The 25,746-nt window shown below is 55.9% G+C and carries 23 protein-coding genes; 20 read left to right on the top strand and 3 right to left on the bottom strand.

The genetic code is table 11. The features are described from left to right. Positions 1-74 precede the first annotated feature (74 nt). The 12 genes from N0M98_RS00435 (at position 75) to N0M98_RS00380 (ending at position 12,792) form a co-directional block, all read left to right on the top strand. Entirely contained in the window at positions 75-1,892 is a 1,818-nt protein-coding gene (locus tag N0M98_RS00435) for a sensor histidine kinase (RefSeq protein WP_259616619.1), read from the top strand. Continuing rightward, entirely contained in the window at positions 1,867-3,414 is a 1,548-nt protein-coding gene (locus tag N0M98_RS00430) for a response regulator (RefSeq protein WP_259616618.1), read from the top strand. Before N0M98_RS00435 ends, N0M98_RS00430 begins: the two co-directional genes overlap by 26 nt. 107 nt (positions 3,415-3,521) lie before the next feature. After that, positions 3,522-4,862, top strand: coding sequence for an ABC transporter substrate-binding protein (locus N0M98_RS00425; protein WP_375295431.1), 1,341 nt, complete (start codon positions 3,522-3,524; stop codon positions 4,860-4,862). A gap of 82 nt (positions 4,863-4,944) precedes the next feature. After that, entirely contained in the window at positions 4,945-5,823 is an 879-nt protein-coding gene (locus N0M98_RS00420; RefSeq protein WP_249862392.1) for a carbohydrate ABC transporter permease, read from the top strand. 27 nt (positions 5,824-5,850) lie between these two features. Continuing rightward, positions 5,851-6,750, top strand: a complete 900-nt coding sequence (locus N0M98_RS00415) for a carbohydrate ABC transporter permease (RefSeq protein ID WP_259616616.1) — start codon at positions 5,851-5,853, stop codon at positions 6,748-6,750. 29 nt (positions 6,751-6,779) lie between these two features. Then, entirely contained in the window at positions 6,780-7,553 is a 774-nt protein-coding gene (locus N0M98_RS00410) for a phytanoyl-CoA dioxygenase family protein (RefSeq protein WP_259616615.1), read from the top strand. 257 nt (positions 7,554-7,810) lie between these two features. Further along, positions 7,811-8,827: a ketoacyl-ACP synthase III gene (locus tag N0M98_RS00405; protein WP_375295430.1), complete on the top strand. Its 1,017-nt coding sequence runs from the start codon at positions 7,811-7,813 to the stop codon at positions 8,825-8,827. A gap of 149 nt (positions 8,828-8,976) precedes the next feature. Further along, positions 8,977-9,969: a peptide-methionine (S)-S-oxide reductase MsrA gene (gene msrA, locus N0M98_RS00400; RefSeq protein WP_259616614.1), complete on the top strand. Its 993-nt coding sequence runs from the start codon at positions 8,977-8,979 to the stop codon at positions 9,967-9,969. Between the two features lie 216 nt (positions 9,970-10,185). After that, positions 10,186-10,767 (top strand): RNA polymerase sigma factor, encoded by a 582-nt coding sequence (locus N0M98_RS00395; RefSeq protein WP_249862395.1) that lies wholly within the window; start codon positions 10,186-10,188, stop codon positions 10,765-10,767. Then, positions 10,764-11,540 (top strand): hypothetical protein, encoded by a 777-nt coding sequence (locus N0M98_RS00390; RefSeq protein WP_259616613.1) that lies wholly within the window; start codon positions 10,764-10,766, stop codon positions 11,538-11,540. Before N0M98_RS00395 ends, N0M98_RS00390 begins: the two co-directional genes overlap by 4 nt. Positions 11,541-11,555: 15 nt before the next feature. Beyond that, positions 11,556-12,512, top strand: a complete 957-nt coding sequence (locus tag N0M98_RS00385) for a DUF4367 domain-containing protein (protein WP_259616612.1) — start codon at positions 11,556-11,558, stop codon at positions 12,510-12,512. 97 nt (positions 12,513-12,609) lie between these two features. After that, positions 12,610-12,792, top strand: coding sequence for a hypothetical protein (locus N0M98_RS00380; RefSeq protein WP_249862398.1), 183 nt, complete (start codon positions 12,610-12,612; stop codon positions 12,790-12,792). 206 nt (positions 12,793-12,998) lie between these two features. Here the strand turns inward: N0M98_RS00380 and N0M98_RS00375 are convergent, their stop codons facing one another. Further along, positions 12,999-13,682, bottom strand: coding sequence for a DUF1232 domain-containing protein (locus N0M98_RS00375; protein ID WP_249862399.1), 684 nt, complete (start codon positions 13,680-13,682; stop codon positions 12,999-13,001). A gap of 132 nt (positions 13,683-13,814) precedes the next feature. Here N0M98_RS00375 and ytaF point away from each other — a divergent pair, with 132 nt between their 5' ends. Both ytaF and N0M98_RS00365 read left to right on the top strand, forming a co-directional pair. Next, the gene (gene ytaF, locus N0M98_RS00370) at positions 13,815-14,450 is read left to right on the top strand and encodes a sporulation membrane protein YtaF (protein ID WP_259616611.1); all 636 of its coding nucleotides are present in this window, start codon (positions 13,815-13,817) and stop codon (positions 14,448-14,450) included. A gap of 280 nt (positions 14,451-14,730) precedes the next feature. Then, positions 14,731-15,183 (top strand): hypothetical protein, encoded by a 453-nt coding sequence (locus N0M98_RS00365; protein ID WP_259616610.1) that lies wholly within the window; start codon positions 14,731-14,733, stop codon positions 15,181-15,183. A 356-nt stretch (positions 15,184-15,539) separates the two neighbouring features. On the opposite strand, the gene N0M98_RS00360 is transcribed toward N0M98_RS00365, so the two are convergent. Then, the gene (locus N0M98_RS00360) at positions 15,540-16,424 is read right to left on the bottom strand and encodes a LysR family transcriptional regulator (protein WP_259616609.1); all 885 of its coding nucleotides are present in this window, start codon (positions 16,422-16,424) and stop codon (positions 15,540-15,542) included. 49 nt (positions 16,425-16,473) lie between these two features. Then, positions 16,474-16,914, bottom strand: coding sequence for a MarR family winged helix-turn-helix transcriptional regulator (locus N0M98_RS00355; protein WP_259616608.1), 441 nt, complete (start codon positions 16,912-16,914; stop codon positions 16,474-16,476). Between the two features lie 179 nt (positions 16,915-17,093). On the opposite strand from N0M98_RS00355, the gene N0M98_RS00350 reads away from it, so the two are divergent. The 6 genes from N0M98_RS00350 (at position 17,094) to N0M98_RS00325 (ending at position 25,654) form a co-directional block, all read left to right on the top strand. After that, on the top strand, positions 17,094-18,557 hold the full coding sequence (locus N0M98_RS00350) for an MFS transporter (protein WP_259616607.1): 1,464 nt from the start codon (positions 17,094-17,096) through the stop codon (positions 18,555-18,557). 186 nt (positions 18,558-18,743) lie between these two features. Continuing rightward, on the top strand, positions 18,744-19,151 hold the full coding sequence (locus N0M98_RS00345; RefSeq protein ID WP_249862405.1) for a VOC family protein: 408 nt from the start codon (positions 18,744-18,746) through the stop codon (positions 19,149-19,151). 64 nt (positions 19,152-19,215) lie between these two features. Further along, positions 19,216-20,184, top strand: a complete 969-nt coding sequence (locus tag N0M98_RS00340) for an aldo/keto reductase (protein WP_249862406.1) — start codon at positions 19,216-19,218, stop codon at positions 20,182-20,184. 71 nt (positions 20,185-20,255) lie between these two features. Next, positions 20,256-22,274 (top strand): GTP-binding protein, encoded by a 2,019-nt coding sequence (locus N0M98_RS00335; RefSeq protein ID WP_310942852.1) that lies wholly within the window; start codon positions 20,256-20,258, stop codon positions 22,272-22,274. Positions 22,275-22,319: 45 nt separating this feature from the next. Continuing rightward, positions 22,320-23,198, top strand: coding sequence for an aldo/keto reductase (locus tag N0M98_RS00330; protein WP_259616606.1), 879 nt, complete (start codon positions 22,320-22,322; stop codon positions 23,196-23,198). Between the two features lie 236 nt (positions 23,199-23,434). Continuing rightward, positions 23,435-25,654: a helix-turn-helix domain-containing protein gene (locus tag N0M98_RS00325; RefSeq protein WP_259616605.1), complete on the top strand. Its 2,220-nt coding sequence runs from the start codon at positions 23,435-23,437 to the stop codon at positions 25,652-25,654. Positions 25,655-25,746 lie beyond the last annotated feature (92 nt).

Raw genomic sequence — 25,746 nt, 5'->3', positions numbered from 1 at the left:
CCGCAGGCTAGCTGCAGCGAGCTTGTCCCAGGCCGTAACGCAAAAGGCAACAATTAAGGAAACGGGGGGTTGCGATGAAAGGAAGCCGATTCACTGCTTACCTGAGGCACGGAAGCCGGTTTTACAACAAGCTGCATTCCATTGCCGTTCAATTGTTTCTGCTGTTCTTCGTCAGTATTATTGTGCCGGTGCTGATCGGAGGCTATTTGTCGTATGAAAAATCGGCCAACATGATCGAGGAGCAGGTTAGCAACGTGGCGTCGCTAACGATCAAGCAGGTCAGCGACAAATTGAATTTTATTTTTAAAGGACTGGACAACGTATCGATGCGGCTGCTCGGCAGCAAAGCGATCCAGGATGCCCTTCAAGGCAAAAATGCGGCGACCCCTTACGACAGCTTCAAGCAGAACAATGACGCCAAAGATTTTATCATCTCCTTGATTACCAATTCTCCGGAAATTATGGACATCTATCTTCTCGATATCAACAAAAATAATTCGGTGGTCAGCTCCACCTTCCAAGGCGTCGTCGACCCGTGGCAAACGGATTGGTACCGTAAAGTGCTTGAGGCCGACGGCAATGCGGTCTGGTTCGGACTGACGAATATTTCATATTTAAAAGGCATCGATATGGGCATTCCGGTGTTCGGCCTCGGACGGACGATCAAGGAAGTCGACACGGGCAAAATTATCGGAGTCATGTTCATCGAGGTTAGAGGCAATATTTTGACGGAAGCGCTTGCAGACATACAGTTCGGACGGACGGGCTACACCTATGTGGTGGATCAGGGCAACCGTTTCGCTTATCATCCGGATTCGGCTTATTTCGGACAAAGCTCCGATTTGGCGATGCCGGCGACGACGCAGACGATGCGGCTGAACGGCAAAGATATGCTCGTCATCCCGGCTTCGCTCGGCAACGGCTGGCGTGTGGCGGGCATCGTGCCGATCCAGGAGCTGATCGCAGGCTCTATCGAAATCCGCGATCTGACGATCTGGAGCGCTCTGGCATCGATTGTCGTAGCGATGATTATGGGCTATTACGTCGCTTATAAAATCGGCCGCCCCCTCGTCTATTTAAGCAAGCTGATGAAGCGGGGAGAAGCCGGGGATTTAAGCGTGCGCTCCGATCTTGGCGGCCGCAACGAGATCGGGCAGCTAAGCCGCAGCTTCAATAAGATGATCCGCCAGATCGGCGTGCTGATTCACCGGATCGCCGAGGAGGAGCGGGAGAAGAAGAAGGCGGAAATTCGGGCGATGCGCTATCAGATCAATCCGCATTTTTTGTACAACACGCTCAATTCGATCCGGTGGATGGCGAAGCTGCAGCGGACGGAGGATGTCGCCAACGCGATTTCCACCCTGGTGCCGCTTCTCGAAGCGAGTCTGGAGCGGAATGGCTCTTTCGTCAGGCTCGGAGAGGATTTCGAGCTGCTGAACAAATATTTGATCATTCAGCAATACCGGTATCACAATCGGATTACACTGAATATCGAATGTCCGCCCGAGCTGAGAGCTATTACGATTCCGCGCATGCTGCTGCAGCCGATCGTGGAGAACGCGATCTTCCACGGCATCGCACCGAAGGATGAGAAAGGATTCATCGAAGTTACCGTCTCGCGCGAAGGCGGCGATGCGGTTGTCGTCATTCGGGACGACGGCATCGGCATTCCGAAGGCCAAGCTGCCCGATCTGCTGTCGGGAACGGGCACGACGCGCGCGAGCGGCATGACCCGGATCGGCCTGCTGCATGTGCATCAAACGCTGCAGCTGTATTTCGGAACGGGATACGGTGTGGAGGTGGAAAGCGAGGAAGGGCTGGGAACGCGGGTACAGCTGATTTTTCCTATTCAAAAGGAGGATGACCATGTACAAAGTGCTGTTGGTCGATGATGAAGCGATGGCGCGCATCGGGCTCCGGTCGACGTTCGAATGGGAAGAGAACGGGTTTCTTCTTGTCGGAGAGGCGTCGAACGGGAAAACCGCGCTGCAGTGGCTGGAGAGCCATGAAGTGGATATTTTGATTACGGATATCGCCATGCCGGTGATGGACGGTCTGGAGCTGATGCGCAGGGCGCGGGCTGCATATCCGGCGCTGAAGGTCGTGCTGCTCAGCTGCCATAACGATTTTGAATATGTGCGGGAAGGCATCCGACTCGGCGCCTCCGACTATTTGCTCAAGCCGACGCTGGAAACGGAGGATTTGCAAGCGGTGCTGGGCAAGCTGAAGGAGCAAATTGCCGAGGAGCGCAAGCGGACCGAGCTGATCCTGCGGCAGGAGCTGTCGGGCAAGCGGCAGGAGCTGGAGAAGCAGCTGATGAAGCTGCTGGCGGGCGAGGAGCCGCAGCAGGAAAGCACGGCGGAGCTCGCCTGGCTGAACGAAGGCTACAGAATCGTCGTCTGCATGCTGGATGGGGCGGCCAAGCTTCGCGCGGAGGAAGGAGGGCTGTTTATTGAGATTGTCATGGAGGAAGTGCAGGCTTCCTGCTACGAGCATTTGGAGCGGGGAGCCGCATTCCGGGTCGGCTCGGACCAGCTTGTGCTCGCCGTGCCGGATGAGGGCGGCGATCAGGAGAGCTGGATGGCACGGCTGGAGCGGCTCCACCGCATGCTTGCGGACAAGGGATACTCGTTTACGATGGGGGTCAGCTTCTGCAGCGCCGGAAGCGGCGGGCTGAAGCGGGCTTACCGGGAAGGGCTGGACAAGGCCGCTCTGCGCTTTTACTTCGGTCCCGGAGGCATCCGCTCTATGCTGGTCTCTCCGAGGCGCCCGTCGCGCAGCGGAAACACGGAGGCTGGGATGAACGCGCTGCGGGAAGCGATATCCGAAGACTGGAAAGACAAAGCCGCAGAGTGCCAGAAGCGCCTGCTGGGCTGCTGGACCTGCGACAACAAGACGCCGGTCGAAGTGCTGAGGGAAGCGCAGGAGCTGCTGTCTTTATACCAGCTGTGCAAGGGGAACCGCTACGTTCCGGCGGAACAGACGGAAGCGCTCCGGATGATGGAATCCGTTGAAGAAGTGCAGTCCTTCTTATGGTCGGTGTTCGAGAGCTTGTGGAAATCGGAGGACGAGATTGAGGAGGAGTTCGGCTTTCACCGCCGGATTATCGCGAAGGCGATCGAATATATGCAGGGCAATTTCACTAAAAACATCAGCCTGCAGGATGTAGCCGACCATGTGTCGGTCAGCAAAAACTATTTCAGCGAAATGTTCAAGCGGGTGACAGGGCAAAATTTTATCGATTATTTAATCCATCTGCGGCTTAAGCGCTCCACCGTGCTGCTCCAGACGACGACGCTCAAAGTATACGAAGTGGCGGAAATGTCCGGCTTCAACGATGTGAAATATTTCAGCAAGCTGTTTAAGAAGATGATGAAGCTGTCGCCAGCGGAATTCCGCGACCGGGGGGCCTGAAATGAAAATATTCGGAAAAGGCTCCACCATTTCGGAATAAAAGCGGTTACATCCGCAAATTTCGCGTCCTATAATAAAAAGGTAGCCGATATTTTTGATAGAAGGGGATGAGTAAAATGAAAGTAAAGACAACCTTGTCCGTTGCTATGATGACGACTGTAATCGCTTTATTGCCTCTGCTGCAAGCTTGCAGCGACAGCACAGCTCCGGGAGGACAGGCCGCAGCGCCGAAGCCGGGAGAGAAGATCAAGCTGAAATGGTCTACCTGGGGCAATCCGGGCGAGCTGGGGAGATTCCAGGAGTTCACCAAAGATTACAACGCCAAGCACCCGAATGTCGAATTTGAATTAATCCCAATTCCAAGTGACTACGAGCAGAAAATATTGACCCAGCTTAGCGGCGGGGCGGCGCCGGACGTGTTTTATTCCGGGGACGGGACGATCGTGAAGCTGATCGATAACCAGACGATCGCCGAGCTGACCCCTTATATGGACAAGAGCTCGGACAGCAAAATCCGCGAGGCCGACTTCTTCAAAGGTCTGTGGGGCGCAGCCAAAAAGGACGACAAAGTGTACGGAGTGCCGGTGGACTGTAATCCGATGATTCTTTGGTATAACACGAAGCTGCTGAAGGATTCGGGAGTGACCGAGCTGCCTGCGGAGCTGTATGAAAAAGGTCAATGGAATTGGAATTCGTTCAAAGCAATGCTCGAGAAGCTGCGCGCGAACGGCAAGCACGGCTTCGTGCTGGATAACGATTGGAACCGGTATTACAGCTTTGTAAGCAGCAACGGAGGCAACGTGTACAACGATAAAGGGGAATTTATTGCGGATAAGGACCCGAAGACGGTCGAGGCGTACAAATTCCTCTACGATAACATCCAGGCGAAAAACATTACGTTTGCGGGAACGCTGCCGAAGGGGCAGGGAGGCGACGCGATGTTTATGTCCAACCAGGTTGGCTTCGTGTCGGCGGGGCGCTGGTATCTCCCGATATTCAAGCAAAGCAAGGACCTGCAATTCGACATCGTGCCTTATCCGACCAACACCGGCAAGAAGATCGAGCCTGCGGCCGTCGCCACTGCCTATATGGTTATGAACAAGAGTACGAAATATCCGAAGGAAGCGTATGAGTTCATCAGCGAATTCGTATCGAAGGAAGGGCAAGTTTACCGTCTGCAAGGAGGCGGTAACGCGGTTCCTTCCGTAGAGGGCGCCGATCAGGTCGTAATGGAAGGCAATTTGCCGGAGCACGCCCAGTACTTCCTGGACGCGCGCAGCATCGGCTATGCGCTCACGCCGTTCGAAGCGGGAATTCCCGGCTTGACCCAAATCATTAAGGACGAGATGGAAGCTCTGTGGCTCAAGGACGGCAAGCTTGACGAGACGTTAAAATCGGTCGGGATTAAAGCGAACCAGAAAATAGCTGATTATAAGGCGGGCAAATAGACGGCATGCGACTTCGCAGGGAGGGGGCCGGACCCGGCTTCGGGCGGCTTCCTTCCAGACTTCAACGAAAGGCTGATGACTTATGAACAAACGCGTATCGGAAGGGATTTGGGGCTATGCGTTCATTCTTCCCCAGTTGACCGGACTTCTCATATTTGCCTTTATCCCGCTTGTCTCCGCCTTCGTGCTTAGCCTCATGAAATGGGACGGCTTCGGCAAAAAGCAGTTTATCGGACTCGATAATTTCGTTACCCAGTTTCATAATCCGGACTTTAAGCTGGCGCTGTTCAACACGGCATGGTATACGCTGCTGGTCGTGCCGACCGGCATTGTTCTGGCCATTCTCGTCGCGGTCGCGCTGAATAAAGTGCGGGGCAAGGTCGTCTACCGGCTCTTTTACTACATGCCGGTCGTTACGAGCTCCATCGCGGTATCGATTGTCTGGCTGTGGCTGCTGAACTCCGAATTCGGCATTATCAACGTATATTTGAAGCAGTGGTTCGGCATCGTCGGTCCCGAATGGCTGACGAACCGCAAGCTTGTCATTCCGTCGATCGCCATGCTCAGCGTCTGGTGGGGACTCGGCGGCAATATGGTGCTGTTCCTCGCCGGACTTCAAGGGATTTCGTCCAGCTATTACGAGGCGGCGCAAATCGACGGGGCGAGCCGGTTCCGCCAATTCTGGCATATTACGCTTCCGCTGCTCTCTCCGACGACGTTTTTTGCGACCATTATGTCGATCATCGGCTCCTTCCAGGTGTTCGATCAATCGTTCGTCATGACGGGCGGAGGGCCGGCCAAAGCCAGCTACACGATCGTCTACCACATTTATCAGCTGGCGTTCGTCGAGTTCACCTTCGGTAAAAGCGCTGCGGCCGCCGTCATTTTATTCGGCATTATTTTGACGCTGACGCTGCTGCAAATGTACATGTCGAAGCGGTGGGTTCATTATGGCGGATAAACGAAACCGGGAGAGGAGGAGACGCTGATGGAGATTCAAGCGCAAAGCAAGACGGCCGAAACGGGCCGTTCGACCGCAGCGGCGTTGCGGCGCGACCGCAGCGGCACAAGCCCGGTCGGCAAGGTGCTGCTGCACGCGGTGCTGATCGTCGGGGCCGTCATTATGACGGGGCCGTTTCTATGGATGGTTCTCAGCTCGCTGAAGCAGTTTTCGCAAGTATTTCTCATTCCGCCCAAGTGGATTCCCGATCCGTGGGAGTGGAGCAATTATAAACGGTCTTGGGAAGCGCTGCCGTTCGGCCACGCTTACTTGAACAGCTTTTACATCGCCTTCATTTCGGTTGCAGTCAAGCTGCTGACCTGCTCCATGGCGGCGTACGCCTTCGCCAAAATCCGTTTCCCGCTGCGGGAGCCGCTCTTCGTTCTGTTTCTGGCGACGATGATGGTTCCGCATCAGGTGACGATTATTCCTTTATACTTGATGATGAAAGGCTTCGGCTGGCTGGACACGCATCTGGCCTTGATCGTGCCGGCTTCGCTGCTTGATGCCTTCGGCGTGTTCCTGCTGCGCCAGTTTATGAAGAGCATTCCCGACGAGCTGGAGGAAGCGTCCATCGTCGACGGCGCGAACCGCTGGACGATCTACTGGCGCATCATTCTTCCGCTCATCCGTCCGGCCTTGGCGGCGCTGGCGATCTTCACGTTCCTCGGCATGTGGAACAGCTTCTTCGGCCCGCTTATTTTCCTGAACAGCCCGGACAAATTTACGGTGCCTCTGCTGCTCAATCTGTTTCGCGGCATGTATATTACCGACTGGACCCTGATGATGGCGGGGTCGTCCATTGCCGTTATTCCCGTTTTGATCGTATATATTATCGGACAACGGTACATTATCGAAGGGGTTACGCTGACGGGAATCAAAGGATAGTTCAATCGAAAAAGCGGGGAGGATGAAGCATGATCACTGCGGATGAAGCGGAGTTTTACCGGGATAACGGGTATTTGCTCGTTAAAGGCATATTTGATCAGAAGGAAGTGGAGGAGATGCGTCGGGCGACCGGGAAAATCATCGAGCGTGCGGCGCATTCGAAGTACGACAAGAACCATGCCTGGCAGGGGGACTACTTGCCCCCGGAGGAGCTGAAGAAGCTCGTACTCAAGGGCTTCCACGACGTGCATTATCATGATGCGGCCTTCGCGCGGGCAGCGATTCACCCGAATATGGCTGCGATTTTGTCGCAGCTGATCGGGCCCAACGTGCTGCTGCATCATACGAAAATGCTCGTCAAGCCGCCGGAGAACGGAGCGGCGTTTCCGATGCACCAGGATTATCCGTATTTTCCGCATACGAACCACACGATGCTGGCGGCCAGCGTGCACTTGGACCGTGCGGATACGGAAAACGGATGCCTGTGCGTCGTTCCGGGCTCTCACAAGGCAGGACCGCTCCCTCATATCGGAACGTATTACCTGAACCATAAGGAGCATCCGATTTCCAGCGGAACGCCTTGCCCGGCGGAGGCGGGAGACGTGCTCTTCTTCAATTATTTGACGATCCACGGCTCCGATTGCAACCGCAGCGAGCGCCCCCGCCGAAATGTGCTGTTCCAATACCGCGAGGCATCCGATTTGCCCGTGAGAAACGTCCATTTTGATTGGGGCATGGGGCTGATGGTTTGCGGGGAAAATCCGAACTTCAGCAGCGTAAAGCCGAATTATCAGATTGTGTAAACGAGAAGCGGGGCGGGCTGCAAACTGCAGCGCGTCCCGTCGGACGTTCATGCGGCGGCCGCATCACGGCGCCGATCCGGCTATTGCGCCGGGAGCTTGAGAGCTCCCGGCATTTTGTCGTTTACGCAAGTACATGCGCCGGGCCGATTATCCGTATATTCTGCATAGGTGAAAGCCTGGTTAGGATTGACAAGGAGCTTCGCGTTCGTTAAACTTAGTACCAAGTACTAATACTTGATGATAAAGGATGATGCGCCTTGGAAATCCGTCATGCCACAATTACGGCCATCGGCACGTTTGTGCCGGAGAAGCGTTTGACGAATTACGACCTGGAACAGATGGTCGATACGAGCGACGAATGGATTGTGCAGCGCACGGGCATTCGCGAGCGCCGAATCAGCGCTCCGCATGAGTATACGAGCGATCTGTGCGCTGCCGCGGTACGCGATCTGATGCGGCGTTACGGCAAGTCCGTGAACGATGTCGATATGATCATTGCGGCTACAAGCACGCCGGATTTTCCGTTTCCGAGCACGGCGTCGTTGCTGCAGCACAAGCTCGGCGTTTCGCCGTCCACCGGGGCGATGGACGTTAGCGCGGCATGCGCCGGCTTCGTGTACGGCCTGCATCTTGCCAACGGGCTGATCGCATCCGGGCTGCACCGCAAAATTCTCGTCGTCGGGGGCGAGACGTTGACCAAAATTACCGACTATACCGACCGGACGACCTGCGTTTTGTTCGGCGACGGGGCGGGGGCGGTGCTGATCGAGCATGATGAGCGGCGCTCAAGCTTCTTATCGTCCCGTCTAAGCACCGAAGGAAGCGGCGGCGCTCATGTGTACCAGACGCGGATCGCAAACCGGATGAACGGCATCGAGCTTATCGACAAGCAGCTGCTGGTGCAAAACGGCAGGGAAGTGTTTAAATGGGCGGTGCGTACCGTGCCGGAAGGCGTGCGGGAGGTGCTGAGCAATGCTTCGCTTGATCTGGGCCAAGTCGATTGGTTTGTGCCGCACAGCGCGAATTTGCGCATGATCGAACCGATCTGCGAGCGGCTCGGACTGCCGCCGGAGCGGGCATTGTACAGCCTGGAATACTTCGGCAACACATCGGCGGCGACGATTCCGCTGGCACTCGATCTGGGCATCCGTGCCGGCAAGATCAGACAAGGCGATCTGGCGCTGCTGTACGGATTCGGCTCCGGGCTCGTGCAGGCAGGCATGCTGGTCCGTCTTGAACTCGATCCGGAAATCGAGCCGCCGTTCCCGCTGTAAGCCGCAGGCGGGCTTCGGATCATTCGCGTCGTTCCTATGAAGGTGCTCCCGCTTCACTTCACTTTGGGGGCACTTTTTTAGTATGATGGATAAGTAAACCAAGCTTTGAGGGGAAACGATTGTATCATATAGATAAGGAGTGAGAATCAGTGGAAGAGAAAACGAATCACAACCATCGCGAAGAGCTGGCGACATTTGCCGGCGGCTGCTTCTGGTGCATGGTCACCCCGTTCGACCAGCTTCCGGGCATTAAAAAGGTCGTTTCCGGCTATACGGGAGGACATAAGCCGAATCCGACGTATCAGGAGGTTTGCTCGGAGACGACCGGACATGCCGAAGCCGTGCAAATTACGTTCGATCCGATCGTATTTCCTTATGAAAAGCTGCTGGACACCTTCTGGCAGCAGATCGATCCGACCGATACAGGCGGCCAGTTTCACGACAGGGGAGAATCGTACCGGACCGCGATTTTTTACCATACGGAGGAGCAGCGCCGCAAGGCGGAAGCGTCCAAGCAGGAGCTTGAGCAGAGTGGGCGGTTCTCCCGTCCGATCGCGACCGAGATCGTGCCTGCCGGGGAATTTTACGAAGCGGAGGAGTACCATCAGGATTACTACCAGAAAAATCCGCTTCGTTATAAAATGTACCGCAAAGGCTCGGGGAGAGACGCTTTTATCGAGCAGCATTGGAATACGCCGCAGGATAAGGAGCGCTTAAGAGGACGGCTCACTCCGATGCAGTTCGAGGTGACGCAGAACAATGCGACCGAACCGCCGTTTCAAAATGAATTTTGGGATCATCACGGAGAAGGCATTTACGTGGATATCGTTTCGGGAGAACCGCTGTTCAGCTCGCTCGATAAATTCGACTCGGGTTGCGGCTGGCCGAGCTTCACGAAGCCGCTTGTTTCCGGGAATGTGAAGGAAAAAGAGGATTACAGCCACTTTATGATACGCACGGAAGTGCGCAGCAGAGAAGCGGATTCGCATTTGGGGCATGTGTTTCCGGACGGCCCGAAGGATGCGGGGGGGTTAAGATACTGCATCAATTCGGCCTCGCTGCGGTTTATTCCCAAAGAACAGATGGAGCAGGAAGGTTACGGCGCGTATCTGGCTTTGTTCGAGCGCGGCGGACGCGATTAAACGGTTTATTCGTCCATACGGTTGCCAGGCGGCCGAGTCCGGGGAATTCCCGGGCCCGGCCGTTTCTTTTCAAGGGCCGCGCAGCCTTTTCTGAAAAAGTGCTTTTCATAGCGGCACATCCATTGTATGATCAAAAAAGGAAATATTGTCCAAACGATAGGGCGTATTTTCCGCAGGACGTTCGCTTCCTGCACTTGTGCTTATTTCGGAGGAACCATGTCAAAATCGATATTGCTCCTGCTGACCGGTGACATCAGGTCCCTCGATCCGATGCTGCAGGAACAGGTGTACAAACAATTTTACCGCCTGGTCTATCCTATGATTATGTATATTGTGAAGGATCATCAGACGGCCGAAGATATTATTCAGGAAACGTTCATTCTCATTATCCGCAAAAGTCCCCACGATATCGACGAGGCGAGGCTGAACGCATGGCTGCGCACCGTTGCCCGCAATGCTACGATAAGTTATTTGCGAAAAAATAAAAAAAAACAAGACGAATTGCTTTCCGATGACGTCTATATAGAAAACGCGGTCCCGCTGATGGCGGAACGGGCTTCATCCACAGAAGCCGAAGTGGAAGCGAAGCTGCTCGAAGAAGCGATTATTCAGTGTATTCACCAGTTGAAACCGATCTACCGCCAGGTGATCCGCATGCGCTGGCTGGAGCGCCTGTCCTACAAGGAAATGGCGGAGCAGCTCGGCGTTTCGGAGGAGAAGATCAGGCAAACATTGCATCGGTCCAGGGAAGCCATCAAGAAAAAACTGCAGCGTGAATGGAAGGTGAACGAGCCTTGAACAAATCGGATTTTGACGCCGAATTTGACAGGTTATTGGAAGAAGCGGTCCGACAAAGCGAAAATGACATCGTCGTTCCCGATGCCGGTCCTTCATGGACAAGGGTGGAGAAGCGGCTTGTCCGGGAGCGGCGCAGAGCAAGGTGGATGCGCGGCGCCAGATGGTTCTCCCTCGCGGCGGCTTCGCTGCTGGCCGGCGCTTTCCTGTTCCACTCGCTGCAGACGACCGAAGCGTTCAGGCCGATGTTCGAAATGGCCTATAAGATGAAGGGCGGCACGGTAAGCATGCAGATCGGGAGCACCGACCGCCCGTCGGCCGAAGGAGCCAAAACGCCGCCGCCGCCGGACGATTGGGAAGAGCCTTACGTGGATAACCGCGATTTGCCGCAGGAAGGGGCTTTCCGGAGGATGACCGTTACGCTGGAGGCAGCGAAGGAACAGACGCAGTTCGAGCTTCCTTCTCTCGATGCGATCCCGGGCGACTTGACGCTTCAGGCAGCGACGCTTCATTTCTCCGGCGGGGAGGCGAAGGCCAGCGCGCTGAAGCTGGTGTATGCCGATAAGGGAGAGACGCCTGCGCTGACGGTGCTGCTGAGAAAACGGGCGTTCAGCGCTCATGCGGAGGACCCGGACGGACAGCGGTTCGTGACGGAGCTTCCCGACGGTACGGCGGACATTGAGGTGAATCGCGGCGAGCTGAATATGATTGTGAGAGGCTCGCTTAAGCCGGAAGAGCTGGGCCGCATTGCGGACGGCTTGCTGGCCAAACCTTAGAACGAAGGGGATTGTATGGAGAACGGATGGCTGCTGCTGTTTAAACAAAATATCGCGGCTTGCCCGGAGCGTGTGCAATATGCGCTGTTCGAGCAGTTCGTTGAGGTCATTTCCCGGGCGGAGCCGATGAGGGAGCTGCCGCGTCCCGCGGCGCGGCAGGCGGTCAAAGCCGTATTTCTGCAAGCGGCCGCCGGCCGCTTCAGGGGAATGGACGGCGGGCGGATTGCCCGCAGGCTGGAGGAAATGGCGCGGGAGCAAGCCGTGAAGCGCCGTAGAGCCGGCGCGCCGGCGGCCGAGCGCGAGGCTGGCGATTCGCACGCGGCGCTGCTGGAAGCATGGGGCGATATCGCTCCCTTGCTGAAAGGGCGAGAGAAACGGCGCAGGAGGGCGCGCCTTACCGCGGCGGTATGCGGCTTTGCCGTTATTTTGCTGGCCGGCGGCTTTATGTTCGGAACCGCCTCACCGAGCCGCGAGGCGGCCGAAGCGGCTGCGGCTGCAGCTTTCCGGCAGGAAGACGACGAGGCTCCGCTTTACGGCCCATCCGTCGTAAGCGAGGCAGAGCCGCCTCTGCGAATGACGGAAGCGGAGGGAGAGGCGGCCGCTTACGCCGACTTTAAACTGCTCGTTCCGAAGTTTGTTCCATCGGGCTATACGTTTCAGGAAGCGAGCGTATGGGGCAGAGAACGCGGGAAGCAGCGGTCGGGGCATATTATTTTCGAGTATGCGAACGAGGAGGGCTATTTGCTCCGAGTCAGCTTCGTGAAGATGGAGCCCCGCAGCGTATTGTCATCGGGTTTTTTTATGCCGGCAAGCACGGAGGAACTGCCTGTCCGGGGGAGTAAAGGGCTGCTGGTGACTTCGCAGGATCGCTACGTGCAGCTAAACTGGATGGAAGACAACGTTTATATCAGCATCTCCGGCCGCGAGCTGGACAAGGAGCGGCTGCTGAAAATGGCCGAAAGCTTGAGCTAACGGATACGAAGCTTTGGATTTTATACCGAAAAGATGGTAAAGTAGATTCGTATTCCTAGGATTCAGGAGAAACGAAGGTCAAAGGAGATTCGCTGCAATGATCGTGTTGTTCATCTTGTTTATTTTGGTGATGGGGTCTTTTTTTAGCGGCGCGCTGGTGCTGTTTTTTCAGAAAAAGCCTAAGCTTGGATTTTTGATGCTAGTGCTCGGTTTGGCCGCGACCTTCCTGTTCTACTATTCGATTTATAAAGGCTGGGTCACGGTGCCGCAGCAAAGCTGAAGCGGGAAGCGCGTACGGAAAGCAATAGCAGCAGACAAGAAGAAGGATGGCCTCCGGGACCCGGCGGACCGTCCTTTTCTTGTTGTTTAGGGAATGATGCGCAGCCATATCCTGTGGATATCCGGGGGCTCCCCGCAAAGTACCTGAATCAGCTTCGAAGCCATGGCCCCACTTTGTGGGGTTATTTTGTTGCGCGGGAGCTGACGCTAACCATCCTCCGCATCCGGCGGTGCCTCCTTTTCCATCCGGGCTAGCCGGTCCAGCGTCATTTGCACGGCGATGGCATCGTCTAGGTAACCGATCGGAAACACATAATCCGGAATAATGTCCGCAGATAAAATGAAATAGAGCAGAGCGCTTCCGGCGACGGCTCGCCTCTCTGACGTCAGATCGCTTTGACAGAATAGGGCATGCATCTGCCTCAACTGCTCGATGAAAGGTCCGGCGCTGTTCACGCTGTCGACCTTCGAACGGAAATCTTCGACGATGATTCGCCGTCCTTCCTCCGTCAAAGCGTATTGCTCGTACTTGCCGAGCTCCTTGCGGACCCGCTCTGTCGTAAAATCGGAGTCTACCAGGTTATGGGAAAGCAGCAGCTCTCTGATGCTGTCTACGGAAGCATGAAGCTCCGAAGGCCGCTCCGGCTGGCTTTGTCCGATATCGAATGAAAGCCCCGCCGCTTGCGAGAGCCGCTGCGCCGAGATGCCGAGATGAGCGGCGAACTGCTGCAGATGATCCAGACGGGCCCTCTGCTTTCCGTTAATAATTCTCGAAATGGTTGCGGTGTCGATGCCTGTAAGAGAGCTTAGCTTGCGCATCGACAAAGATTTCTCCTTCAGTAAAGCTTTGAGCATCTCTCCAAGCTGCTGCCCCATCTCTTCGTTTAACATCGTTTATACCCTCCTCATGGACCGACGTTTTCGGACGTGTTGAGATTTCTCAACATTTTTGTTGAGGGATAAGCACGCTCTGCGAGCATGAACCGTACAATGCACTATAAATAAACGGGGAGTGGAGCACGAATGGTATGGATGATGATATTGGGTTTTGCGATTTCCTCAAGTCTGGATAATCTGGGAGTCGGAATATCTTACGGAATTCGAAGTATTCGCATAGGTTTGTTATCTAATCTGCTCATGGCGGGCATTTGCTTTCTTTGCAGTATGACGGGCATTTGGGGAGGGCAGTGGCTGGCAAAAGTTTTGCCGGGAATGTTTCCGGCGATCGCAGGCGCTTTCGTTCTGGTAATTGTCGGCATACGAATCATAGTGCTGGCGTTTCCGCGCAAGCGCAGCGACTCCGCCGAACAAGAAGAGACCGCAAGCTCCGGCGGACATTCGCTCGCAGGCATTCTCCGGAACCCGGAGTCGGTAGATACTGACAAGTCCGGGGAAATCGGGCTAGGGGAGGCCGCCGTGCTCGGCATCGCGTTGTCGGCCAATGCGGTGACGAACGGTTTGAGCGCAGGGCTGATCGGCCTGTCTCCCATAGCGATCTCCTTGGCCGCTGCCGTGGGAAGCTTCGCTACCGTATGGCTGGGCACCGTGTTGGGACGCAAAGCGGCCGGCATCCATATCGGATCTTTCACGCTGGGGCAATTCGGCACGCTCTTAAGCGGCGTCATTCTGTTAATTATCGCTTGCAATTCGTTATTTTGATCCGCCGCTGCAGGAGTATACGCTTCAGAGCATTGCGTCACTTTGGAGGGATTTGTTCTCAAGTTTATTTTACGGGGAACAAGCGGCGGGTATGCCTTTTTTCATCGGGAGGAGCTTCGTGAAGGACAAACGCACAATTGAGCCTTACCGGGTTCATTAACCCATGCTATTTGCCGAGCGGACGCATAGTGTATAGCATAGACAAGTTGGATGTCAGTACCTGGCGGCAGCCAGGTCACAGCCAACGAAACTGAGCACACTGCAAAGGAATGGGATGGGTATGAAAAAAGTTTACGTGTCCAGGACGCGCAGCGCAACGCTGAGATCCGTCAAGAAGAGTGTGCCGAAGCCGAAAGCGAGACGTCCGAGGTCGGTCAAGGACTCCTTCTCCGACAGCGACATATTGCCTTCGACCTCCTCAGGCTTGCAGGGCTTCGGCGGTTTGGGGCAGGACAATGCCATGGGCGGCTTTCCAGCCAGGGAAGAAGCTTCGTCGGCTCCGGCGGCGGCGCCAGCCGAGCAGAGGGCGTCCCTCTTAAGCAGCTTCGGCGGCATTGACGGCATTATCTCGATGATGACCAAAGCGCAGCAAGTGTTCAAGTTATTTCAGCAGATGGGGCCGATTTTTAAAATGATCGGAGCATTCGGCGGAGCCAAGGCCACGACGGCCAGCCTCCGAACCGGCAGAGGGCGCAAGCCGGTTCGGCGCGGCGGCTCCGTCAAAAGACGTTGAATCGGTGAAGAGCGGCGGGCAGCTTAGGACGTCGCTCTTTTTCGTTGTTTAGGAAATGATGCGGAGCAATTTCCTGTGGATATCCGGGAGGCTCCCCCGAAAGTAATGTCTACCCATAGAACGATCCCAGCGGAATGGTTAGACGCCGATCCAGCTTAGGCTGGATGCGGACGGAATAAGCTTCAGAGCTTCACGTCACTACCCTGGAAATTACTCTTGGTACCCCATTTCCATTGTCTGTGGTGCCGCGTAGCGGCATGGATGGCTTTTGGGGGATTTGTTCTTGCTTCGGTTAGACCGTAAGCTTCCGGTCATCCACGGGAACCAGCCGCGCATCATTTTTTTCGTCCGAACGCTTAAGCATCCCCGGATTTGTTCATAAGCAGCTCGATAAAGTGCTGCGCGGCAGCGGATAGATGGTGTCCTTTCAGCCAGATGAGTCCCGCCGCCGCCGACAAAGGCGGGTCCGTTATTTTAACGGCGCGGATTGTGGGGTCCGACAGCTGGGCAATGACCGTTGCGGGCACGAGGGCCGAGCCGAAGCCGGATGATACCAGACGGAGCAGCATCGGGATGTCGGAGCATTCGGCGGCGATGTTCGGCTTCATGTGCTGTTCGGAGAACGCCATCAGAATGGAATAGTGCACCCCTAAGCCTTCGGTGCTGGGCAGTATTAGCGGATAGCCCGACAATTCGGAAAGCGCCGCTTCCTTGCGGGAGGAAAACGCCTGAAGCGAAGTGATAAAGTAGAACGGCTCGTTGCGCAGGTGGAATACGGAGAAGTCGTCCAATTGCAGGGGCAAGCGGATAAGCGCCAGCTCCAGCGCGCGGTTCTTCACCAGATCGCACAGCCGGGAAGATTCGTTCTGCTGAATTTTGTAAGTAACATGGGGGTAGAGCCGCTTAAACTGATGGAGCAGTCCCGGCAGTTCTACGGAGGACAAGGTGTTGACCCCGATGTTTAGACATCCTTTGACGCCGTTGCCGACCTCCTTCACTTCGGAAACGGCTTCCTCCATCAGCTGCGTCATTTGCAGAGCGTAGCGATACAACGCTTTGCCGGATTCGGTTAACTCCAGCAGCTTGCCGCTTCGCTCGACCAGGACGGTTCCGAGCTCCTCCTCCATCGCTTTGAGCTGTTGGCTCAGCGGGGGCTGGGACAGATGCAGCCTTTGGGCCGCGGCGGAGATTTTGCGTTCTTCGGCGATGGCGATAAAATAGCGCAGTTGTCTAATATCCATAATTCGCTTTGTCCTTCCTTGATCTGCAGCTTCGGGAAATACGCGATCCTTAACCCTGCGGTTCGTCGTCCGATTCGATGCTGCGGCCGATTTTGTGGAGCAGCCCGAGCAGCAGCTCCTCTTCTTCCTTGTTTAAGTGCAAGACAAGCCTCTGATTGAAATCATCGAGAATCGACTGCAAAACGGGGGCGAATTGCTTAGCCTTTAGCGTCGGATAGACAAGCTGGGACCGCCGGTCGTTCGGATCGGGAGTCCGGCTGATGTACCCCGATTGCTCCAGCTGCTTGATGGACCGCGCAGTGGTAGCTTTATCGAATTTAAGCTTGTGGGTAAGCTGATCCTGATTGATGCCCGGGCTGTGGAGAACGGCCTTCAGGAAGCTGTACTGCCCGCCGCTTCCGATTCCGTGAGGAGCGAGCCGTTTGGCGAGTATTTTTTGACTGGAACGGTGAATGTAAGAAATAAGCTTGCCGATGGGTTCCTTTTTCATAGGTATACCTCTTTTGGGAAAAATTAAATGACATCCCGAGAACGTTCGAGAAAAGCAAGCGCTATAAAAATATTTTATCTGAACATTGTTGCGCATGCAACTAATATGAGGTAAAGTGATTACGAATAATTGGTTGAGCCTGCAACTAATTAAATACGCCGAAGTTCAGGAGGTTACTTATGAATCCGTCTTTTAAAACGTATCAGGAAGATGCCGCCGTCCAGCAGAAACGCTGGATTATTCTGATCGTCCTTAATTTATTTACGTTTATGTCCACGCTGGACGGCAGCATTGTCAATATCGCTTTGCCCGTTCTGTCCGAGCGGTTAGGGCTGCCGATCGCCCAAATTGAATGGGTGACGACAGGATATTTGATGGCGATTTGCACCGTGATCCTGTTTTTCGGGAAGCTCGGGGATATGGTCGGCAAAATCCGCGTGTTCAAACTGGGCGCCTATATTTTCATCGCGGGCTCGCTGTTGTGCGGACTTAGCGGCTCGCTTACGTTCTTGATCATATCGCGGGTTATTCAAGCGCTGGGAGCTTCCATAATGATGGCAACGAGCCAAGGGGTCATAACCGACATATTTCCGGCGAAGGAGCGCGGCAAGGCGCTCGGGTTCATCGGCACCTTCGTCTCGCTCGGAAGCATCGCGGGCCCGAGTCTCGGCGGCATCATCATTTCCTCGCTGGGCTGGGAATATATTTTTTGGGTGAACGTGCCGATCGGCCTTATCGCCATCCTGATCGGATGGAAGGTGCTCCCCGCCGATCTGGTCAAAGTGAAGTCGAGGATCGACGCTCCGGGCAGTCTGCTGTTCGCCGTATTTATCGTTACCCTGTTTACGGGGCTGCTGCTCGGTCAGCAGGCCGGATACGGCAATCGTTGGATTGTTCTCTCGCTGCTCGTTGCGGTTATTGCGTTCGCGCTGTTTCTGCGTGCGGAGCGTACCCGGACGGAGCCGCTTATCGAGCTGTCGCTGTTTAAAAATGTGCTGTTTTCGGTCAGTATTTTATGCGGGTTTCTCGTCTTTTCGGCGAATTTCTGCTTCAATATTATCGCCCCGTTCTATGCGCAGAACATGCTGAATTTGTCTCCGTTCGCGGCCGGTTTTTTGCTGATGCTGTTCCCGATCTGCATGGTGATCGTCGCTCCGGTCAGCGGGGCGCTTTCCGATAAAATAGGGTCCGAGCCGCTAACTTTTGCCGGATTGATCGTGATGGTGATCGCCCAGTTCGGGCTGGCCGCGCTGCATGACGGCAGTCATTTGGCGGTCGTAGGCTTGTGGATCGCGATGCTCGGCATCGGCAGCGGGCTGTTTCAATCTCCCAACAACGCTCTGATCATGTCGCAGGTTCCGCGCACCAGACTCGGCTCGGCGGGCAGCATCAATTCGCTCGTCCGCAATGTGGGGATGGTCGTAGGAATTACGATCGCGACGACGCTGCTGTTCCATGTTATGAGCAGCAAAGCGGGTCATCGGGTCACGGGGCTTATTCCCGGCCGTCCGGATATTTTTCTCAGCGGGATGCACACCGTATTTATCGTCTCCTCCTGCATTTGCCTGGTGGCGGCTCTGCTCACGGGCTGGCGGATGTATCACGCTTATTCGGCCAAATATGCCGAATCCTCCGAGGGATAAGCTTCACGGAAAAAGATCTCATCTCCCGCCTCGCGGCAGGATTTGGGATTTTTTTTGCATCGGCCGGGGCGGCGGACCCTACTTACCTTAACGTAACTAAATGAAAACTTATTCACTCCTTATATTTCGCGGCGATTTTTTATATGATGGTAACAGGTTCTATTATTAGCGGGGAGGCTGGGGCAATTGATTAAACGAATCGGTCATTTGGCGCTTACTGTGAAGGATATGGAGCAATCGCTACATTTTTACTGCAATGTGCTTGGTTTTGCAAAGGCTTTCGAGCTGCACGACGCGGCGGACAAGCCTTGGATCGTTTATCTGAAAGTATGCGAAGGCCAGTTTATCGAGCTGTTCTACGGCGGGCTGAACAAGCCGGCTCCGGTGGATAAGCCGATCGGCTTCAATCATCTGTGTCTTGAGGTGGAGGATATTCACGCCGTCGCCGAGCATTTGAAGAAGAACGGCATTGCGCTGGACGTGGAACCGAAAATGGGGAAAGATACCAACTATCAATGCTGGGCCAAAGACCCTGACGGCAACCGGATCGAGTTCATGCAGCTGATGCCGGGTTCGCCGCAGTTAAACAGCTGAAGCTGAGCTTTAGCGATATTACGGAAAAAAGACGACCGTTAACGATAGGGAGGAGATTTAGGAGATGGAATACCGCACATTGGGAAAAACGGGGATACAGGTATCGAGCTTATGCTTCGGGACGATGTCGTTCGGGGGGCCGGCCGACGAGGCGGAATCCCGCGCGATGTTTAACCGCTGCAGAGAAGCGGGCATCAACTTCTTCGATACGGCGAACGTATATAACCGAGGGGTTTCCGAGGAGATTTTGGGCCGCTGCATCGAGGACTGCCGTGACGAGATCGTCCTGACGTCCAAAGTTTGCTTCCCTACGGGGCAAGGGGTCAACGACCGCGGCTTGTCGCGCAGACATATTATGCTCGCGGTAGAGCAAAGCTTGAAGCGGCTCGGGACCGACAGGCTCGATCTGTATTTCGTTCATCATTTCGATCCGAAGACGCCGATGGAAGAGACGCTTCGCGCCCTCGACGATTTACAGAGCCAAGGCAAAATATTGTATCCGGCCGTAAGCAATTGGGCGGCATGGCAAATCGCCAAAGCGCAGGGGATCGCCGCCAAGGAGAGCCTGGCCCGTTTCGAGTGCATCCAGCCGATGTACAATTTGGCGAAGCGGCAGGCGGAGGTCGAGATTTTGCCGATGGCCGAATCCGAGCAAATCGGAGTCATCAGCTACAGCCCGCTCGGCGGAGGGCTGCTGACCGGCAAGTACGGCCGCGACCGCAGGCCGCAGCAGGGACGGCTGATGGAGCAGAAAAATTATATCGAACGGTACGCGGAGCAGCAGTATTACGAAACGGCCGAGAAGTTTACCGACTATGCGCTTGAACGGGAGCTTCATCCGGCTTCGCTTGCCGTAGCGTGGGTGATGTCTCATCCCGCCGTTACGGCGCCGATTATCGGAGCGCGCAATGTCGAGCAGCTGGAGCCGTCGCTTGCCGCTTTGGATATTGCGATGACGCCGGAGTGGCGCGGCGAAATATCCGCTTTGTCCGTAACGCCGCCGCCGGCGACCGACCGCACCGAAGAAAGATGAGGTGAAGGCTGCGCTTCGAGAATCGGCAAACGGAATCCGAATCCGAGTCGAGAATGGAGAAGCGGCACATCATGATGGATCACAATCAATCGGCAATAAGAAATATCGGCATCGTCGCCCATGTCGATGCGGGGAAAACGACGACGACCGAGCACATACTGTACGAAAGCGGTCGCATCCGCAGTCTCGGCCGCGTCGACGCCGGTACGGCGCAGACCGACTGGCTGGACATCGAACGGGAGCGGGGCATCTCCGTCCGCGCCGCATCGACGGCGTTCCAATGGAAGGGATGCACGGTCAATTTGATCGACACGCCCGGGCACGTCGATTTCTCGTCCGAAGTCGAGCGCTCGCTGCGCATATTGGACGGCGCCATCCTGATCGTTTCGGCGGTGGAGGGCGTGCAGGCGCATACGGAGACGTTGTGGCGGGCGCTTGAGGCACTAAAAATTCCAACCCTCATCGTCATCAATAAAATGGACCGGGTGGGAGCGAATCCGACCGGCGTGCTGAAGGAATTAAACCGCTTTTTGTCCGGCGGCATCGTTCCGGTTCAGCGGTATTCCGGTACAGAGGAGGACTTCCGTTCGGTTTTGCGGTTGTGGAACCGCCGGGGGGACGGAACCGTTGCCCGTGCGGCGGACGATCTCCAGGAGGATTACGATGCGCTGCTGGAGCGGCTGGCGGAGCAGGACGAAGCCCTGCTGGACGATTATGTCGGCGGCATGCCTGTCAGCGACGAGAGGCTTATCGATAGCCTGACGGAGCTTACCCGGCAGGGCAAGGTGCAGCCGCTTCTGTACAGCGCAGCCGGCAAAGGCATCGGCATCCCCGAGCTGATGGATGCGATAGTGGAGCTGCTTCCGGCTCCGGCAGGCAGGGCGGAGGACCCGCTGTCGGGCATTGTGTTCCGGCTCGAGCGGGACAAAGCGATGGGGAAGATCGCAATGGTCCGGCTGTACGGGGGCCGGATCGTGAACCGCGACGTCATCCGCAACTTTACGCTCGGCACGGACGAGAAAGTAACGCAAATCCGCAAAATCCACGCCGGCCACCAGGAGGACGTCGGCGTGCTGGAGGCGGGCGATATTGCCGGCGTCTGCGGTCTCAGCCGCGTACGGATCGGCGATATTATAGGCAGCCCGGACGCGGTAGCGCCCGAGCATCGGCTGACGGAGCCGCTGTTGACCGTGCAGGTGAGCCCTGCGCAGGCGGCGGATTACCCGCAGCTGGTCGCCGCGCTGCAGGAGCTGGCCGAAGAAGACCCGCTGCTCGATTTGCAATGGCATCCGCTGGAGAGAGAGCTGCACATGAAAATTATCGGGCCGATCCAGCTGGAGGTGCTGACCCATGTGCTGCAAAGCCGCTTCGGTCTGAGCGCCGCGTTCGGCAAGCCTACGGTCATCTATAAGGAGACGCCGTCGGCCGAAGGCTACGGCTTTGTCGCCTATACGATGCCCAAGCCTTGCTGGGCGATCTTGAAATTCCGCATTGAGCCCGGGGAACGCGGGAGCGGGCTGAGCTACAGCTCCGTTGTCAAGCCGGAGCGGCTTCTCCCCGGGTACCAGAACGAGGTTGCCCGCAGAGTGCCGGAAGCGCTGCAGCAGGGGCTGCTCGGCTGGGAGGTGACGGATCTGAAGGTGACGCTCGTCGAAGGGGAACATCACGTATGGCATACGCATCCGCTTGACTTCGTGCTGGCTACGCCGATGGGCATTATGGACGGCTTGGCCCGGACGGGCACGACGCTGCTTGAGCCGTATGTGCAGTTTCGGATTACGGCTCCGGAAGAAGCCGGCGGCAAAATTTTACATGAGCTGACGCTCATGCGGGCGGAGTTCGATTATCCGGAAATGACCGGGGAGCGCTTTAACGTGGAAGGGACGGTACCGGTTTCGAGCTCGCTCGAATTTCCCGTGAAGCTCAGCATGCTCACGGGAGGACGGGGCACTTTCGCTACCCGGTTCAGCGGCTATAGAGAATGTCCCGCGGGCACCGTCGTCGAGCGCCAGAGAAGGGGCGTAAATCCTCTCGATACGTCCAAATATATTCTCAGCATGCGGAGCGCCCTGGGAGCCGCAAGGTCTTAAGCGGGCTCGCCCGCATCAACACACTCTATAAGGAGGACAATTGTTATGCTGCAACGTCAAGTAGGCCGTTTGGGGCATATGAGCTCCGTCATCATGTTCGGCGCCGCCAGTCTTGGGCAGGTGACTCAGGAGGAGGCGGACGCGTCGATCTCCTTCGCTCTGAAGCATGGAGTGAACCATTTCGATACGGCGGCGAGCTACGGCGATGCCGAGCTTCGCATGGGACCGTGGATGCCGCGGGTTCGCGGCGAAATCTTCCTCGCCACGAAAACGGGCGAGAGGACGAAGGAGAAGGCCAAGGAGCAAATTTACCGCTCGCTGGAGCGGCTGCAGACGGATCGGCTCGATCTGCTCCAAATGCACGCCGTCGGCACGATCGAGGAGCTGGACAAATGTACGGCTCCGGGAGGCGCCCTCGAAGCGCTGCTTGAGGCGAAGGACGAAGGCGTGATCAAGGCCATCGGCATTACCGGCCACGGGCATCAGGCTCCGGTCACTCATCTGGAAGCGCTGCGCAGATTCCCGTTCGATACCGTGCTGCTGCCGCTTAACTATCACTTGTATTCGCTTCCCGAATACAGAGAGGCTTTCGATGCGCTGCTGGAGGAAGCGGACAGGCAGAACACGGCGCTCCGGGTTATCAAGGCGATCGCCAAAGGCCCTTGGGGCGAGGAGCAGGACAGAGCCTACGCGACCTGGTATGAGCCGTTCGACAGGCAGGAGATTATCGACGCCTGCGTGCACTTTGTTCTGTCGTTCAAGGGAGTCGCCGGCTTCGCCAGCGCGGGGGACATCCATTTGTTCCCGAAAATCGTCGATGCGGTCGAGCGGTACGGCTCCATGAGCGACGAGGAGGCGCAGCGCGTCTTGAACGCGATCAATGGCTACAGGTCGCCGTTCGGAGCTCCGACCTCCATCGCTTAACCGGAATCGGCGGCCGTGGCCGCCGGCAGAAGATAGAAGCCAAGCTCGCAGCATTGTTTACGAACAGGGCCCCGCTTGTCGGCGAACAAGCGGGGCCTCCTGCTGCCTTCGGAGCCTTACGGAACGCGGCGAATCCGAATCTGCCAGCCCTTCCGCATACGGCGGCTATTGACTTCACCGGCGGACGTACGCATAATTTGGTTCATACACTGAGTTTCTGAAATGAGTGAGACCCGATGAGCAAGAAATGGTTTTATCGCCTGCTGCTTTCTTATATTCCCGTTTTCTTTGTCGTCACGGCTTTTTTATTTTTTATCTTTTTTCAAACGTTAAGCGAGCAAAACAAGAAAGAAACGATCAAAGCGAATGATTTTGTCGCTCAGCAGGCGATCCGTTATATCGATTATTCTTTAAAGGCGATCGACGAGAAGGTGACCCTGGAGCTGCTGCGCAATTCCGACGTAGCGCGTTACTTTTCCTCCGGCGGCGCGGACGATTTGAAGCTGGATGTGGCGGTCATGAACGCGATGCGCGATTTGAAGGTGACCTACCCGCTGATAGACTCGATGTATGTCATTCGTTTCCGCGACGATACCGTGCTCAGCAATATCGGTTCCTATGCGCTTCGCGATTATCCGGACGAGCCGTTCATCGCCCGGATGCGCAAGGCGCCCAACAGCGTCTGGTCCGATTCCCGGGCTTTTAAGCAGTTTGCGTATGAAGAAGGTGTCCAGGTCGTAAGCTTGACACGGGGCTTTCCGGTGTTTTCCCAAGAGAAAGGGATGCTGGTGCTTAACGTAAGGACGGATGCGCTGCATGCGATCGCCCGCCAAATGTACAATCCGGAAGTCAGCTTCGTCCGGCTGTACGATCGCCAAGGCAGCGATCTGATGGAAGCGGCCGCAGGCGACGCGTTTTCCCCTGAAGAAGGCAAAGTGTACGCAAGTTATGTATCCGATTACACAGGGTGGCGGATGGATAGCGGCATACGCCGGGAAGGCTTGATCGGGCTGGTGCTGGGCTTGTACAACGTGTGGATTTCGCTGGGCATACTGGTCGTGCTCGGTGCGATTGCCTGGATGATCTACGTCACGCGCCGCAATTACAAGCCGATCGAATTGATCGTTTCCCGGCTGCAGCTGTATCTGGACTATAAGGCGCGATTTATCGGCGGCGGGGCGAACGCCAATGAATTCAAGTTTATCGAGTCGGCGCTGGACAATATGATCGAGCAATCCAATCATTGGGAGCGGCAGTATTACCAAGATTTGGGCGTGCGCCGAAATTATTTCATTCACGGGCTGCTGGAAGGGACCAGACGGGTCGACGCGGAGGAATGGAGCCGCGAAGCCGACGGCTTGATGATGCCCGCCACGTTCGGAATGCAGACGGTATTCGTCGTGGAGATCGACAAGTATACCGAATTTTGCAAGGAATACAGCCACCGCGATCAAAATCTGTTCAAGTTTGTCATCAGCAAGATGGTCGAGGAAACGGCGGTTTCCGGAACGGAGACGGTCTGGACGCTGTGGACGGCGTCGCATCAATTAACCTGCGTGCTGCGTATCGATGATGGGACGAAGACGTCGATCGAGCATATCGAGATGTTTGAGAAAATTAGAAGCTGGATGGAAGTCAATCTTCAGTTGACCGTCACGATCGGGATCGGGGGGCTGACCGGCCGTCCGGAAGGGCTTCGCGATTCGTTCAAGGAGGCGCAGGAGGCGCTGCGGTTCAAAACGATATACGGCGGCAACGGCCTGCTTGTTCACGAGCGGCTTCCGTCGAAGGGCGAGGCGAACGAGCAGCTGCAGCTCATTATGGATATCGCCAGCGATTACCGGATGTCGCAAGGCCGCTGGCGAAGCGATCTGCAGACGCTGTTTCGCGAAATGTACCGCAGCGTCTTGTCCCGGGAGGATGTCGTCACGCTGCTGCGGTCGCTGACGTTTCATTTGGACCGCGCCGTGAGCGCCATGGGCGCGCATCTCCAGGAGCGGTGGAAGAAGGACGCCTATCCGAAGCTGCTCGGACTGCTCGATTCCTTCGAAACGCTGGAGGAGATTGAGGACGGCTATCCCGCCGTGCTGGAGCGGTTTGCGCTGCAAATGGACGAGCTGCGGGAAGCGAAGCATCCGCAGTTTGCGATTCACGAGGTGAAGGCTTACTTGGAGCAGCATGTGATGAACCCGAATCTGTCCCTCGATTTTTTGAGCGAGAAATTCGGAATGAACGGGAAATATTTGAGCAAAGCGTTCAAAGAGGCGTACGGCGTCAAGTTCGTCGACTTTATGATCGATCTGCGCATGCAGCATGCCAAAAGACTGCTGACGGAAACGGATCGGACCGTTCAGGAAATCGCCGAAAACGTCGGGTATTCCAGCGCGATTTCGTTCATTCGCACCTTCAAAAAGATGACCGGCATGTCTCCCGGCGATTACCGCAAAGGAAATTGAAAAACGTTTATCGGCGAAAAAAATTTATTGCGTTCGAAGCCGCTTCCTTAATTCGTACGGCAAATGCGTACGGGCCGAGGAGGCGTTTTTTG

It is taken from the genome of Paenibacillus doosanensis (assembly GCF_025060755.1).
Lineage (GTDB): Bacteria > Bacillota > Bacilli > Paenibacillales > NBRC-103111 > Paenibacillus_S > Paenibacillus_S doosanensis.
Note: the sequence above shows the minus strand (reverse complement) of the source record. Positions and strands in the feature narration are given on the sequence as shown.

Excerpts from the sequence above, each read along its gene's own strand:
- N0M98_RS00435 (WP_259616619.1), top strand. The coding sequence starts at position 75 with ATGAAAGGAAGCCGATTCACTGCTTACCTGAGGCACGGAAGCCGGTTT.
- N0M98_RS00430 (WP_259616618.1), top strand. The coding sequence starts at position 1,867 with ATGTACAAAGTGCTGTTGGTCGATGATGAAGCGATGGCGCGCATCGGG.
- N0M98_RS00425 (WP_375295431.1), top strand. The coding sequence starts at position 3,522 with ATGAGTAAAATGAAAGTAAAGACAACCTTGTCCGTTGCTATGATGACG.
- N0M98_RS00420 (WP_249862392.1), top strand. The coding sequence starts at position 4,945 with ATGAACAAACGCGTATCGGAAGGGATTTGGGGCTATGCGTTCATTCTT.
- N0M98_RS00415 (WP_259616616.1), top strand. The coding sequence starts at position 5,851 with ATGGAGATTCAAGCGCAAAGCAAGACGGCCGAAACGGGCCGTTCGACC.
- N0M98_RS00410 (WP_259616615.1), top strand. The coding sequence starts at position 6,780 with ATGATCACTGCGGATGAAGCGGAGTTTTACCGGGATAACGGGTATTTG.
- N0M98_RS00395 (WP_249862395.1), top strand. The coding sequence starts at position 10,186 with ATGTCAAAATCGATATTGCTCCTGCTGACCGGTGACATCAGGTCCCTC.
- N0M98_RS00385 (WP_259616612.1), top strand. The coding sequence starts at position 11,556 with ATGGAGAACGGATGGCTGCTGCTGTTTAAACAAAATATCGCGGCTTGC.
- N0M98_RS00380 (WP_249862398.1), top strand. The coding sequence starts at position 12,610 with ATGATCGTGTTGTTCATCTTGTTTATTTTGGTGATGGGGTCTTTTTTT.
- N0M98_RS00375 (WP_249862399.1), bottom strand. The coding sequence starts at position 13,682 with ATGTTAAACGAAGAGATGGGGCAGCAGCTTGGAGAGATGCTCAAAGCT.
- ytaF (WP_259616611.1), top strand. The coding sequence starts at position 13,815 with ATGGTATGGATGATGATATTGGGTTTTGCGATTTCCTCAAGTCTGGAT.
- N0M98_RS00365 (WP_259616610.1), top strand. The coding sequence starts at position 14,731 with ATGAAAAAAGTTTACGTGTCCAGGACGCGCAGCGCAACGCTGAGATCC.
- N0M98_RS00360 (WP_259616609.1), bottom strand. The coding sequence starts at position 16,424 with ATGGATATTAGACAACTGCGCTATTTTATCGCCATCGCCGAAGAACGC.
- N0M98_RS00355 (WP_259616608.1), bottom strand. The coding sequence starts at position 16,914 with ATGAAAAAGGAACCCATCGGCAAGCTTATTTCTTACATTCACCGTTCC.
- N0M98_RS00350 (WP_259616607.1), top strand. The coding sequence starts at position 17,094 with ATGAATCCGTCTTTTAAAACGTATCAGGAAGATGCCGCCGTCCAGCAG.
- N0M98_RS00340 (WP_249862406.1), top strand. The coding sequence starts at position 19,216 with ATGGAATACCGCACATTGGGAAAAACGGGGATACAGGTATCGAGCTTA.
- N0M98_RS00335 (WP_310942852.1), top strand. The coding sequence starts at position 20,256 with ATGATGGATCACAATCAATCGGCAATAAGAAATATCGGCATCGTCGCC.
- N0M98_RS00330 (WP_259616606.1), top strand. The coding sequence starts at position 22,320 with ATGCTGCAACGTCAAGTAGGCCGTTTGGGGCATATGAGCTCCGTCATC.
- N0M98_RS00325 (WP_259616605.1), top strand. The coding sequence starts at position 23,435 with ATGAGCAAGAAATGGTTTTATCGCCTGCTGCTTTCTTATATTCCCGTT.